At 50.5% G+C, this 12676-nt stretch carries 14 protein-coding genes; 10 read left to right on the top strand and 4 right to left on the bottom strand.

Annotated features, from left to right (window positions below; genetic code table 11):
• The first annotated feature begins 18 nt into the window (after positions 1–18).
• The 6 genes from hemJ to ACO6UY_RS12455 all read left to right on the top strand — a co-directional run bounded on the left by hemJ (position 19) and on the right by ACO6UY_RS12455 (position 6308).
• Entirely contained in the window at positions 19–438 is a 420-nt protein-coding gene (gene hemJ, locus ACO6UY_RS12480; RefSeq protein ID WP_422450111.1) for a protoporphyrinogen oxidase HemJ, read from the top strand.
• Between the two features lie 147 nt (positions 439–585).
• A complete protein-coding gene (locus ACO6UY_RS12475) occupies positions 586–1404 on the top strand; it encodes a DUF805 domain-containing protein (protein ID WP_422450110.1) in 819 nt (272 codons plus the stop codon).
• 413 nt (positions 1405–1817) lie between these two features.
• Positions 1818–3008, top strand: coding sequence for an acetate kinase (locus ACO6UY_RS12470; protein ID WP_422450109.1), 1191 nt, complete (start codon positions 1818–1820; stop codon positions 3006–3008).
• Between the two features lie 84 nt (positions 3009–3092).
• Positions 3093–5183 (top strand): phosphate acetyltransferase, encoded by a 2091-nt coding sequence (gene pta, locus ACO6UY_RS12465; RefSeq protein WP_422450108.1) that lies wholly within the window; start codon positions 3093–3095, stop codon positions 5181–5183.
• A 311-nt stretch (positions 5184–5494) separates the two neighbouring features.
• Positions 5495–5788 (top strand): GDCCVxC domain-containing (seleno)protein, encoded by a 294-nt coding sequence (locus ACO6UY_RS12460; RefSeq protein ID WP_422450107.1) that lies wholly within the window; start codon positions 5495–5497, stop codon positions 5786–5788.
• A 223-nt stretch (positions 5789–6011) separates the two neighbouring features.
• Positions 6012–6308, top strand: a complete 297-nt coding sequence (locus ACO6UY_RS12455) for a hypothetical protein (RefSeq protein WP_422450106.1) — start codon at positions 6012–6014, stop codon at positions 6306–6308.
• Here ACO6UY_RS12455 and ACO6UY_RS12450 read toward each other — a convergent pair.
• Positions 6296–7231 (bottom strand): DUF481 domain-containing protein, encoded by a 936-nt coding sequence (locus ACO6UY_RS12450; protein ID WP_422465509.1) that lies wholly within the window; start codon positions 7229–7231, stop codon positions 6296–6298. The two genes, ACO6UY_RS12455 and ACO6UY_RS12450, sit on opposite strands and share 13 nt — an antisense overlap.
• 269 nt (positions 7232–7500) lie before the next feature.
• On the opposite strand from ACO6UY_RS12450, the gene ACO6UY_RS12445 reads away from it, so the two are divergent.
• The gene (locus ACO6UY_RS12445; RefSeq protein WP_101748421.1) at positions 7501–7815 is read left to right on the top strand and encodes an MGMT family protein; all 315 of its coding nucleotides are present in this window, start codon (positions 7501–7503) and stop codon (positions 7813–7815) included.
• Between the two features lie 4 nt (positions 7816–7819).
• Positions 7820–8038 carry a hypothetical protein gene (locus ACO6UY_RS12440; RefSeq protein ID WP_422450104.1) on the top strand — a complete coding sequence of 73 codons (219 nt, stop codon included), beginning with the start codon at positions 7820–7822 and terminating at the stop codon, positions 8036–8038.
• A 48-nt stretch (positions 8039–8086) separates the two neighbouring features.
• Here the strand turns inward: ACO6UY_RS12440 and ACO6UY_RS12435 are convergent, their stop codons facing one another.
• From ACO6UY_RS12435 to ACO6UY_RS12425, 3 genes are all read right to left on the bottom strand, one after another.
• Positions 8087–9673, bottom strand: coding sequence for an AmpG family muropeptide MFS transporter (locus ACO6UY_RS12435; protein ID WP_422490111.1), 1587 nt, complete (start codon positions 9671–9673; stop codon positions 8087–8089).
• 153 nt (positions 9674–9826) lie between these two features.
• On the bottom strand, positions 9827–10312 hold the full coding sequence (locus tag ACO6UY_RS12430; RefSeq protein ID WP_101748418.1) for a YajQ family cyclic di-GMP-binding protein: 486 nt from the start codon (positions 10310–10312) through the stop codon (positions 9827–9829).
• Positions 10313–10454: 142 nt separating this feature from the next.
• Entirely contained in the window at positions 10455–10670 is a 216-nt protein-coding gene (locus tag ACO6UY_RS12425; protein WP_101748417.1) for a dodecin, read from the bottom strand.
• Between the two features lie 112 nt (positions 10671–10782).
• On the opposite strand from ACO6UY_RS12425, the gene ACO6UY_RS12420 reads away from it, so the two are divergent.
• A complete protein-coding gene (locus ACO6UY_RS12420) occupies positions 10783–11733 on the top strand; it encodes a ketopantoate reductase family protein (protein ID WP_422490109.1) in 951 nt (316 codons plus the stop codon).
• Positions 11734–11770: 37 nt separating this feature from the next.
• Positions 11771–12667 carry a carboxylating nicotinate-nucleotide diphosphorylase gene (gene nadC, locus ACO6UY_RS12415; RefSeq protein WP_422490107.1) on the top strand — a complete coding sequence of 299 codons (897 nt, stop codon included), beginning with the start codon at positions 11771–11773 and terminating at the stop codon, positions 12665–12667.
• The last annotated feature ends 9 nt before the right edge of the window (positions 12668–12676 follow it).

The raw sequence follows: 12676 nt of genomic DNA, 5'->3' as shown, positions 1-12676 counted from the left end.
TAACAATCGGGTTTAACCATGCTTTGGGTAACAGCTTTCCACATTATCGCCATGACCTGCTGGTTTGCAGCTCTCTTTTACCTGCCGAGGCTGTTTGTCTATCACACCATGAGTGAAGACCAGATCAGCAGGGATCGCTTTGTCATCATGGAAAGAAAGCTGATGCGCGGCATCGCCACCCCCTCCATGATTGCCACCCTGACGCTTGGCCTGTGGCTGTTACACTATATCCCCAGCTACATCAGTGCCCCCTGGATGCATGCAAAACTGACCCTGGTAGTTCTGACCGTGGGCTATCACCATATGTGCGCCCGCTATATGAAGCAACTGGCCAACGGCACCAGTACCCACAGCCACACATTTTTCAGGGTTTTCAATGAAATTCCTGTGGTCTTCCTTGTGGGTATTGTCATTCTGGTGGTTGTTAAGCCCTTTTAGAAGGCTGACCATCTGGAGCATAAAATCCAAGGGAACCCACTGCTCCTTTACGATATTTATACTCCCTGGGGTTAACCACAAAAAAGCCTCAGTCTCCACCATGCCCGCCGATAACCTGTCTCAGGACATATTTCAGGACAGGTCGCCATGGATGACTCATTCTATAAACTGGTTTTCGAAGGAGAAATACTGCCGGGTTTTAAGGAAAGAAAGGTTCGGAAAAACCTGAAAGAGCTCCTGAATGCCGACAAGGCAGAACTGAAATGTCTGTTCTCAGGAAAGCCGGTTATTATTCGCAAGAATATGACCGCCAGTGAAATCCGTCCTTATGAAAGAGCCATGATGAAGGCAGGAGCCCATTGCCGGATTCTCTCTATGACCAGTAATGAAGAACTGCCCCAAACGCCACCGGAAACCATCCCGGAGCAGGAGCAGAAACAACCGGCCGAATCATCCGGGCAGTTTCAACTGCTCCCCAGAATGGGAAGAGTACGATTTATCGCCTCCCTCTGGGTAATTGCGCTGCTGGTCGTCTGCGCCTGCTGGGTTCCGGGGCTTTTAACCCCTCACCTGACACCTTTCTACCCACCTCTGGAGTCACTGCACCTGACACTGGGCCTGATGACTATTGCCTGCCTCCTTATGCTGACCATGGCTGCCAGAAGGCTTCATGATTTTGACCGCAGTGGCTGGAAGAGCCTGCTGCTAGTGATCCCGGGCATCAACCTTCTGTTTCTGTTATGGCTGACCTTTTCCTCAGGTACTGCCAGTACCAACCGGTTTGGGCCAACTCCCTATTCCGCCGGGAGAATTGCCCAGGTTTTTGGCCTGTGGATTCCATTACTGGCCCTGATTGCCGCAGGATCCTATGGCTGGCTTTACCAGAATGAGCTGCTGCAGCTGGCTGCCAATGTTCCGGAAATGATTGATCAGCTGGTTCTTCCGGCACTGGAACAAAACCTCTGATATGCTCTGACACATTGGAGAACAATTAACCACAGCCTTGTTACGATATACGCATCAATACGCAGTCCACCGACACAGGTCAATGGTTATAATATTTTCATACCGCTTTTCTACTTTATACAAGTCATGATCATCCGGGAGGTTGCCTTGGAATAGACCGTCCTGCTGCTGTGACAGCACATGGGTTCAGACATTCGTTTTTCCGGTAAATAGCACCACTATTCACCGCACAAAAACGATGTTTCCTCCACAATGTTCTGCCATCTCCGTTACGGACATTATTTCCAGACAGCCTCCTTGTGATTGGTTCCGGCCGCGGCGTTTGACGATATTCGTGACAATTCGCTTACATTAAAAGCATTAAACGGGCATTTTCGAAAACTGTGCGGTCATTTTCACTGGTAATAGATTCTATGAGCAAAGACAGCGTTCTGGTTATCAACTGTGGCAGTTCTTCCCTGAAGTTCGCAGTCATCAACCCGAAAACCAAAGAGGAAAGCATCAGTGGCATTGCTGAATGCCTCGTGGGCAACGAAGCCTCCATCACCTGGAAACTGAACGGTGAGAAGCAAACCCTGAATCTTGGCGCTGCTGGCCACGAAGGTGCTATCGAAGCACTGGTGGGCATTCTCCGTGAGAACAACCTGATGGAACACATCGAAGCCATCGGTCACCGCATTGTTCACGGTGGTGAGAAGTTCACCCAATCCACCCTGATCACTGATGAAGTAATCCAGGGCATCGAAGACTGCAGCCACCTGGCACCTCTGCACAACTCTGCTCACCTGCTGGGTATCCGTGCCTGCATAAAATACTTCCCGGAGCTGCCACAGTCCGTGGTATTTGACACAGCATTCCACCAGACCATGCCGGCAGAAAGCTACCTGTACGCGGTTCCTTACAACCTGTACGAAGAGCACGGCCTGCGTCGTTATGGCATGCACGGCACCAGCTACCGTTATGTCAGCAAAACCGCTGCCGACATGCTGGGTCTTGACCTGGACAACAGTGCTATCCTGGTTGCGCACCTGGGTAACGGTGCCAGTGCCTGTGCGATCAAAAACGGCGAATCCGTTGATACCACCATGGGCCTGACGCCGCTGGAAGGGCTGGTAATGGGTACTCGTTCCGGTGATATTGACCCGAACGTCTTCAGCTTCCTGAACAAGCAATGCGGCTACTCCCTGGACGAGATCATCGACCTCCTGAACAAAAAATCCGGCATGCTCGGTCTGTCTGGATTGGACAACGATTGCCGTGTTCTTGAAAATGCCGCAGCAGAAGGTCATGAGCGTGCCCAGCTCACCCTGGACATCTTTTGCCACGTTCTGGCCAAAAAACTCGCTGGTTTTGCCGCTGAACTGGGCCGCATTGATGCACTGGTCTTCACCGGCGGTATCGGTGAGAACTCCAGCACGATCCGTAAGAATGTCATGGAGCGTCTGTCCATCTTCGGCTTTGACGTTGATGAACAAGCCAACGAAGAGACCTTCCGTGGCAAGAGCGGTGTTATCACCAAGCCCGGCTCAACCGTAGCCATGGTTGTCGCGACCAACGAAGAACTGATGATTGCCCGTGATACCGAAGCGCTGATTGCTGGCTAAACTGGTTATCTAAATGATGTAAGCAACAGGAGGTTTCACCTCCTGTTTTTATATCAGTATTTCATGAGAAGGATTCGTCCGGATATGCGTACATTTTTCCTGGCACCAACACGTTATGGTGTTGGCCTGACCTCCGTTACCCTGGGCCTGGTTCGAGCACTCGATAATCTCGGTCTCAGGGTCAAGTTCTTCAAGCCCATTGCCCAGTTGCATGTAGGCGACACTGGACCAGAGCGTTCCACCAAACTGGTCCAGCGTATCATGGACCATGAGCCGCCTACCCCCATTACCTCCCACCGTGCTGAAGACCTGCTGGGTGATAACAAAGGCGATGTCCTGATGGAAGAGATCGTAGCCCTGTTTGAACAGGCTTCTCAGGACTGTGACGTGATGGTGGTAGAAGGTCTGGTTCCGACCCGGGAAATGCCCTACGCCAATCGCCTGAACAGCAGCATTGCCAAAACCATTAATGCCGACATCATCCTGGTGTCTGAGCCCGGTAATGATTCTCTGGCAGACCTGGCCGACAAACTGGAAATCGCTGCCGACAGCTTTGGTGGCATCAAGAACCCGAATGTCGTCGGCTATGCCCTGAATAAACTGACGCCGGACGTGGTTGCCAGCCTGAATAAAGACGGCCATTTCCAGAGCCTGCCAGAATTTGCCCGCAAGCCATTCCAGCCGCTGGGCTATATTCCGTTTGACAATAACCTGGCCTCCCCAAGAACCATGGATATTGCCGAGCACCTGAAAGCAGACATCATCAATGCCGGTGAGATGGATACCCGTCGGGTGACTTCTTACACCCTGAGCGCCAGAACGCCCACCAATATGATTCATCACCTGAAGCCAGGTAATCTGGTGATTACTCCGGGCGACCGTGATGACATCATTCTGGCCACCTGCATGGCGGCCCTGAACGGTGTTCCCCTGGCGGGTCTTCTGCTGACCAGCGGTATCACTCCCTCCAAACCCGTGATGGAACTGTGCAGCAAGGCCATCGGTACAGGTCTTCCTGTCATGCTCACCGGGGAAGACTCTTACACCACGGCAACCCTGTTGGATCGTCGCCATAACGAATTGCCGGTTGACGACGCTGCTCGTGTTGAACTGGTTATGGATACCATCGCTGCCAACCTGAACACCGAGTGGCTGAAGCAACAATGCTCTGCCCTGGCAGAGCGCAGACTCTCCCCCCCGGCCTTCCGTTACCAACTGGTTCAGAGAGCCCTGGGTGCCAATAAGCGTATTGTTCTGCCAGAAGGCGATGAGCCACGCACCATTCAGGCTGCCGTTATCTGTCAGGAGCGTGGTATCGCCCAGTGTATCCTTCTCGGGCAGCGCAGCGTTATTGAACAGGTCGCTAAAGACAACGGCATCACACTGCCGGATGGCCTGATCATCATGGAACCTGAGAGCATCCGCACCCGTTATGTTGACCCGATGGTTGAGCTGCGCAAGAACAAAGGCCTTACCGCCCCGATGGCGGAAGCTCAGCTGGAAGATACTGTAGTACTCGGCACCATGATGCTGGCTCTGAACGAGGTAGATGGTCTGGTTTCTGGTGCAGTACACACCACCGCCAACACCATCCGTCCGGCGTTCCAGCTGGTCAAGACGAAAAAAGATGCTGGCGGACTGGTTTCCTCCGTCTTCTTCATGCTACTGCCTGACCAGGTTCTGGTATATGGCGACTGTGCCGTTAATCCAAACCCGGATGCAGAACAGCTGGCCAATATCGCCATTCAGAGCGCTGACTCCGCCACGGCGTTCGGTATTGAGCCACGTATTGCGATGATCAGTTACAGCACCGGAACCTCTGGTATCGGTGCTGATGTAGAGAAAGTGCGCGAGGCCACTGAAATCGTTAAAGCCAAACGTCCGGACCTGATTATCGATGGCCCTCTGCAGTACGATGCTGCCTCCGTTGAGTCGGTAGCCCAGAGCAAGGCTCCCGGCAGTAACGTCGCGGGTCGTGCGACCGTGTTTATCTTCCCGGATCTCAACACAGGTAACACTACCTACAAAGCGGTACAACGCAGTGCAGACGTTATCAGTGTCGGTCCAATGCTTCAGGGTCTTAACAAGCCAGTTAATGACCTTTCCCGTGGTGCCTTGGTTGACGATATCGTTTACACCATTGCCCTGACTGCGATTCAGGCTGAAAACGACTAAGTTCGTTTAATTCTTCCCATACAAAGCCGGACAGAAATGTCCGGTTTTTTTTATGGCTGTCAGTAAACGGTCATATTCCCCTTTTATGCTTACATCATAACTGGCCTGATTCATGCCGCTCTTTTTATAAAAAGTCAGATAGGGTAGTTTGAAAAGAGGTGCTTTTGTTACGTGTTTGTTCGTCAAAAAACGACAGTGCACCTTGTTTTACGTATTCATTGTCAATAAACCAACACGGAGGCCGATAACTCTATCCTATGCCCAAAGAGAAAAATGCAACGAACGGCACAAGAAGTGCCAGGAGAAAGAGTATGTCCAGTAAAAACTATACCTTAAGCGCAAAAACTCTTGTATCTACGTCCATCATCACCTGCCCGGACTGTCTGCACCATGCGGTTGAAACCATGCCTCAGGATGCCTGTGTTTACCTTTACGAATGCAGAAATTGCCAGAAACTGATTACCCCACAGGAAGGCGATTGCTGTGTTTTCTGTTCACACGGAAATCAACCCTGCCCTACATCACAACGGGATAGAAAAGCCTACGCTGAAATGACACCCCTCAGTGAAGAAGTGGCTGAAAGCGTCTCTGCCTCTGGTTTATGACCCCAATAGCCCGTACTATACCCAATTGACGATCCTGTCTTTTACCAGCCCGAGGTTTTGGAGTGTCTGCTTACTGTACGGGCAGCACCTCTTTACTTCCGGGAGCCTTAGGAGCCTGTACATTGCCAAAGGCGAGAGGGTAAAAAAACCGTAATCTGTCATCAATCAAAACGCCGTGCTGCCGCTATTAACAGAAGTAATTCTGAAAAAGTACCCGGTAGCAATGAAAGTCAGAAAAACCCTGATTTTTCCCCTTGAACATCAACACTCTGACAATTTAACCAGACACTCGCTGCTCTATCGTGCAGCCAACTGGCTGGAAACCACTATGCGGGCTTTACAAGAACAGCGTGAAGAGAAGCAACTTACTGAGCAGCCTGAGCAACAGAAACCGGCTTTCCCACCCTCAAGGCAGTACCCGTTCCGGCGCTGCCTGATAAGAACCCGGTTTTTTATGCCCACAAGAGGACGACTGCCAGTATGCACCCACCTGCCGCGCTCCGGACCTCACCATTGGTAACCAATCCCCATTTTGATTCGGCTGTCGACATTTCTGGTCTTATCCACCGGGTCACTGTCGTAATCAACAATATGCGTCAGATTCCAGGTAATGCGATCGGTCAGTCCAATGTTTAACCCCTGATTGACATTAACCAGTGTCGTAGACTGTTTTAGCCGGAAGAACGTTCGGCTGTTGGCAAAATATTCCCAGTTATTCATGAGTCGTGTTCGGTAGTTAAAGATCCAGGTCAGGGCATAATCCCGCTGCGATTCATTGGTAATATAGTCTTCCCAGAGCTGACTGATACCCCCACTGGTTTTCAACGCCCTTTCAGCGGTTTCCCAAAAACGATAGCCCAAGGCACCACCCACTGATGTACGGGTTCTCAGATCGTCTTCCGAATCATATTCCTGTTCTGCGGCTCCCTGCACAAACCAGTGCTCATCCAGGTAACGGCTGTATGAATAGCCAACCTGCCACTCAGAGCTTTTAATACCGTCATCATCTTCCACTTCAATATCCCAGTAAAAAGCATTTTTATTCCACTGATCATCAATATTGAGCTTGCCTTCAACACCAACCAACAACTCATCATCGTTGCCGGATTTGCTGTCCAGCGTGGCCACCAGCTTACCTCCCAGCGCCCAGGTATCGGCAATCACCGGCTTTTCAATATGGATAGCGGCAACCGGCCATACTGCTGAGAAAGAGCGCTTTCGACCACTCTCATCAATAACCGTAACGCCTGTCTGCTGGCCTTCAAACCGCCGCAATCTGGCCTTCTCTTCACCAATCAGGCTGACCCAGAATGTTTTATCCGAGTCCAGGGCCGTGACATAGCGCCAATCCAGTTCAATAGTACCTGCATACTTTGTTTGTAAACTCAGCTTGCCAGAATCCAGCTTGACAATGTCGCCAGACAACACATCGCCATTGTTCATCCAGACCGTATCAGCCCATGTCATACTGATAGAAAACAGACAGAATATTCCCAGCAGCCTTGATAAACAGCGAAGGCTCCTTTGGAGCAACATAAAAGGAATTCTCCTGCACAGGTTATCCACCTGTAAAACTCATAAATACGACAGGCTCCACAATTTCCTTTCCCATTCCAAACTTTTCAAATATCCTGACATCTATTATTTGTGGTCGAACTTATGATGAAGAGTATCATGGCGATCATCATAGAAAGTATCGTGGAGAACCAACATTGACCGCCCCCTTTACCCCTTCGGAAATATGGTATCTGATCAGCAGGATTCCGAAAGGCTGTGTGGTAACCTATGGCCAACTGGCAGATATGGCAGGAGCCCCCGGTTATGCGCGCGTTGTGGGCAATATCCTGAAACAGCTGCCCGCCGGGACCGACCTTCCCTGGCACCGGGTTATTAACGGCAAAGGTCAGATTTCATTCCCTGATGGGTCGAGTCGATACAGCCTGCAAAAACAACGTTTGGAGCAGGAGGGAGTGACAATTTCATCCGGAAAAATCAACCTGAAAGCGCATCAATGGCATGGAGAGTAAATACATGGATGGAGCGTCGGAAGATATTGCCCTGGCCGTCGAAATTATTCGCCAGCTGGAAAACCTGAATTATCCGGAAGAAAATATTCTCAAGGCGATGGTTCACATCTGTCAGGATACACTGAACAAACTACCCAACGACGGAACCCGGGAATTTTGGCGGCAGAGACTGATTGCCGAACTCCTGGACTCATCAAACGACACACCGGCTGAAACCCATTAACAGGATGTTGCAAAAGGCTGAATAGCCTTTTGCAACACACTCTCTGTCTCAGGAACAGCTACCCTCTTCAGAATACGTTTTAGTTACCGCCTCATGACGTTCCAGCAATCGCCCTACATACGACACTAACCATAAAACCGGCAGCCCCAGCAGCGCTGAGCCAATAAAGAAGACCGGATAATCCAGGGAATCCACAAAGGTGCCTGAATAACCGGCCAACAGCTTGGGCAGCAACGTCATCAGCGAACTGAAAATAGCGTACTGCATGGCCGTAAAGGCCCGGTTGGTCAGGCTGGATAAAAAGGCAATAAACGCGGCGGACGACATGCCACCACTGAGATTATCTGCCGCAATCACCAGGCTTAGATAGAGGCTGGATGGTTCAAGATTGGCCAGAAACGCAAACAGCACATTCGACAATGCCGCCAGCAATGCGCCTACCCAGAGAATTCTCAACACACCGAAGCGAATGGCTAACACTCCGCCCAAAAAGCCGCCGACAATGGTCATGATCAGGCCAAAGGTTTTGGTAATGGTAGCGATTTGCTCTTTGGTGTAGCCCATATCGTTGTAGAACACATTGGATATGGTGCCCATAACAATATCAGCAATACGGTAGGTGCCTACCAATAACAATATGTAGATAGCTACTTTACCATAGCGCTCAAAGAAGTCGGCAAAGGGAGCGACATAAGTTTCCTTTACCATTGCTCTGGGTGCCAGATGAACTTTCACCAGCAACCAGGCAGTAACCCCAGCAGCTGCCACACTGCCTGCAAATCGACCGGCACCGGCCAGAAAACCGGCGATGGGCGTAGACAGCCCGGTCTCCACCAAAAAGGTTTTCAGAGCACCAAAGGCATCAGCCAGCTGAGTAAAAGAGATGACAAATACGGTCGCCGCCAGGGCAAAGAGCAACAGAAAGCGAAGATAATCAACAGTGCTGTGTACCGACTCGGAAGTACGATCAACATCCGGCTCAGCAACCATCAGAGTGGTAACCACCCCAATCAGCATAAACACGGCCATACAGCGATAGGCCCAGGCCCAGGCCAGATAGTCATAATTGCCTTCGTCCGTCATGGTAAACCAGCTGGCCAGTGCCAGGGTACCAGCCCCGGCCACCAGCATACCCACTCGATACCCGGCAATGTAAGCAGAGGACATCATGGCCTGCAGGTCATCATCCGCTGCTTCTATTCGATAGGCATCAATAACGATATCCTGTGTGGCCGAGGAAAAGCCAAGCATTACCGCACCACAGGCTATCCAGAACAGACCATCAGCAGGGTTATGGGCTGCCATAAACAACAGCGCGGCAATAACCGCAGCCTGGGATAACAATAACCATGACCGACGACGCCCAAGCAAATCATGCAGAACCGGCAGTGGAATGCGGTCAACCAGCGGTGCCCAGACAAACTTGAAGGAATAACCTAACGCTGCCCAGCTGAAAAAAGTGACAGCACTGCGTTCTACCCCAGCCTCACGAAGCCAGAGGGAAAGGCTACTGAAAATCAACAGAATGGGCAGGCCTGCTGAAAAACCAAGAAAAAGAAGTGCAATCACCCGACGATTAAAAAAGCTTTTCCAAGCGTCACCCCAATTCTTCGAAGAATCTGCTGCCAGCCCCATGCAATATGCTCCATCGCAAATATGAAATTTTACAGCGCCATGCTTCTTGTAATAGACGTTCTATTTTAAAAAAGAAGATATCAGCTTAGCCGAGAAATAAAAAACCGTTTCCATCATCCAATGAAAACGGTTTTCTGTGTCACAAACAGTCAATCAATCTCTGAAATTATTGTACTGCAACGGCATGTCCAGATCGGCTTCCCGCAAAAAGGCAATCACAGTCTGCAAATCGTCCCTTTTCTTGCCGGTCACCCGAACCTGATCGCCCTGGATGGCGGCCTGAACCTTCAGCTTGGCATCCTTGATCATTTTCACGATCTTTTTGGCAATATCCTTTTCCAGCCCCTGCCGAACCACCACTTCCTGCTTGACCTGTTTGCCAGAACCGTAGTGGTCTTTTACTTCAAGGCATTTAACATCAATACCCCGTTTGACCATCTTGGTTTTCAACATTTCTACCATTTGAACCAGCTGAAAGTCGGCATCGGTGGTCATAACGATCTGTTTTTCGCCACTTTTCTCAAAGCTGGCAGCAACGCCCCGAAAGTCAAAGCGGGTAGTCAGTTCACGGTTTGCCTGGTCAACAGCGTTGGCCAGCTCATGCATATCCACTTCAGAGACAATGTCAAATGAAGGCATAGCGAATGATCTCCTTGAGAAATCGAAAGAAACAATTAACAACTATTGTATCCATGATTGTATTGGAAAGACCATGGAGAAAATCAATACACCAGTGACAAGGTTCAGGTGAATATGCAGGATCAGATCCTTTTGACGGAAACTACTGATCTTTGCCCTTAAGCCTGAAGCCAATTTTTACCGTCACCTGCCAATGGGCAATTTTGCCATCCTCGATATGGCCTCGTTGCTCCACCACTTCAAACCAGCCCATATGCTCCAGGGTCATGCCAGCGGCGGCGATGGCATTTTGAATAGCATCATCACTACTGACCGTTGAGCTGCCTACCAGTTCAGTCATTTTATAGGTATGACTCATTGTCTATCTCCCACTCTTGTTTAGAAAAGCTGTAAAACACCAGCTGTTTGAGTATAGGCAGCAAATGGTAGACTCGGCGTATCTTCAATTCGCTGATGGACTTTAGAAATTAATGGACAATGATCCCTGGTATATTCTGGGCGCAGGCAGCATCGGTTGCCTTTGGGCTGCCAGCCTTTTCCATAAGGGGGAAAGCCCCCGACTGATCCTGAGAGAAAGCAGTTATCAGCAATTTAACAAGAAACGCATTTCACTTAAGTTATCAACGCCAGAACAGGCCTCTCGATTTGCTGTCGATATCGTCTCGCCAGAAACCATCGACAGCACCATCAACCGGCTGATTGTCTGCACCAAGGCGCAGGACTCACTGTCTGCACTGAACAGCATAAAGCCACATCTGGCGGATAACTGCCAAATACTGTTGCTACAAAATGGCATGGGGAGCCAGCAGACCATCAGGGACGCTTTACCAACACAATCGATTTGGGCAGGCTCCAGTACCGATGGAGCTTATCTGTCAGCCCCTTTTGAGGTACATCACGCTGGCCAGGGTCAGACCTGGATTGGCCTTCTCCGCAATCAGCAACGATCCGAACAGGGCTTTCATGAGCTTTGCGACAATTTCAGATTAAAGGTCAACCACTGCGATTTCATTGAGCAGAAGTTATGGGAAAAGCTGGCCATTAACAGTTGTATCAACGGCCTCACGGCATTGTTCGACTGCCGTAATGGCGAGCTGCTGGATAATGGTGAAAAGCAGGTCTGGCTGAATCAATTAATTATCGAGACCAGCGAGGTTCTCGAGGCGCTGGGGATTCCAGCCACCGCACTTAAAGACAGCGTGTACGGTGTCTGCCAGATCACTGCCAGCAATCTATCATCAACCTGCCAGGACGCACGTAAGGGAAGAGCCACGGAACTTGCCTATATCAACGGTTTTCTGATCAAACAGGCCAATTCCCTGGGAGTCACCGTCAACAGCCATCACCAACTGATGGACCAGTTAAATGCTACAGGCATCAAAACAGGCCAGCCTGCAACGGCTTCTCCTTTATGTATATAATCCTCGCCAAAGAACACCAGTAACCTCCGGAATGACCATGAAAGTATCCTATACACTGCCTGAAAACCTGAGCCCGGTTGTGCGAGACCAGCTTCACGGTGCCGTAGAAACCAATGTTCGTCAGGCATTGGCTGAAGATATAGGTTCCGGAGACATTACGGCATCCCTGATTCCAAAAACCCAACAATCTGTCGCCAGAATTATCTGTCGAGACCCTGCCATCATCTGTGGACGCCCCTGGTTTGACGAGGTCTTCCGCCAGATTGATCCCAATATCCAGCTGGAATGGCATATAGATGAAGGTGAACGGGTTGAGCCGAACCAGGTGCTGGTAGTCCTGAAAGGTTCTGCCCAAAGCCTTCTGACCGGTGAAAGGGCCGCGATGAATTTTCTGCAGACCCTCTCTGGCACCGCAACCCGCTGCCAGCGCTATGCTAGTCTGGTCAGTAATACCAGCGTCAAATTGCTGGATACCCGCAAGACCCTGCCGGGCCTGCGGGTTGCCCAGAAATACGCCGTCGCTGCCGGAGGCTGCCACAACCACCGAATCGGACTCTTTGATGCCTTTTTAATTAAGGAAAATCATATTGCCGCCTGTGGCGGCATTGCTCAAGCGGTCGGCAAAGCTCACGAAATCGCCCCCGGCAAACCGGTAGAGATCGAAGTGGAAAGCATGGAAGAATTCAATATTGCCCGAGAGGCTGGAGCCGATATCATCATGCTCGATAACTTCCCGCTGTCCCAGCTGGCCGAAACCGTCCGTTTGAACCGGAAACTTCCCGGAAAAGCCCCAAAACTGGAAGCATCCGGTGGTATTAATGATCAGACGCTGGTACCCATTGCCGAAACCGGAGTCGACTTTATCTCTATTGGCACACTAACCAAAGACTGCCAGTCTGTGGATCTGTCCATGCGGATCGTCGAGCAGCTTTAAAACACACGG

It is taken from the genome of Endozoicomonas sp. ALE010, assembly GCF_049310165.1.
Lineage (GTDB): Bacteria > Pseudomonadota > Gammaproteobacteria > Pseudomonadales > Endozoicomonadaceae > Endozoicomonas.
This window is presented reverse-complemented; position numbering and strand designations above follow the sequence as displayed.

Coding starts and splice junctions, on each gene's coding strand:
- ACO6UY_RS12430 (WP_101748418.1), bottom strand. CDS start 10,312: ATGCCTTCATTTGACATTGTCTCTGAAGTGGATATGCATGAGCTGGCC.
- ACO6UY_RS12450 (WP_422465509.1), bottom strand. CDS start 7,231: ATGAACAATGGCGATGTGTTGTCTGGCGACATTGTCAAGCTGGATTCT.
- pta (WP_422450108.1), top strand. CDS start 3,093: ATGCGTACATTTTTCCTGGCACCAACACGTTATGGTGTTGGCCTGACC.
- ACO6UY_RS12460 (WP_422450107.1), top strand. CDS start 5,495: ATGTCCAGTAAAAACTATACCTTAAGCGCAAAAACTCTTGTATCTACG.
- ACO6UY_RS12470 (WP_422450109.1), top strand. CDS start 1,818: ATGAGCAAAGACAGCGTTCTGGTTATCAACTGTGGCAGTTCTTCCCTG.
- nadC (WP_422490107.1), top strand. CDS start 11,771: ATGAAAGTATCCTATACACTGCCTGAAAACCTGAGCCCGGTTGTGCGA.
- ACO6UY_RS12440 (WP_422450104.1), top strand. CDS start 7,820: ATGGATGGAGCGTCGGAAGATATTGCCCTGGCCGTCGAAATTATTCGC.
- hemJ (WP_422450111.1), top strand. CDS start 19: ATGCTTTGGGTAACAGCTTTCCACATTATCGCCATGACCTGCTGGTTT.
- ACO6UY_RS12475 (WP_422450110.1), top strand. CDS start 586: ATGGATGACTCATTCTATAAACTGGTTTTCGAAGGAGAAATACTGCCG.
- ACO6UY_RS12455 (WP_422450106.1), top strand. CDS start 6,012: ATGAAAGTCAGAAAAACCCTGATTTTTCCCCTTGAACATCAACACTCT.
- ACO6UY_RS12425 (WP_101748417.1), bottom strand. CDS start 10,670: ATGAGTCATACCTATAAAATGACTGAACTGGTAGGCAGCTCAACGGTC.
- ACO6UY_RS12420 (WP_422490109.1), top strand. CDS start 10,783: ATGGACAATGATCCCTGGTATATTCTGGGCGCAGGCAGCATCGGTTGC.
- ACO6UY_RS12435 (WP_422490111.1), bottom strand. CDS start 9,673: ATGGGGCTGGCAGCAGATTCTTCGAAGAATTGGGGTGACGCTTGGAAA.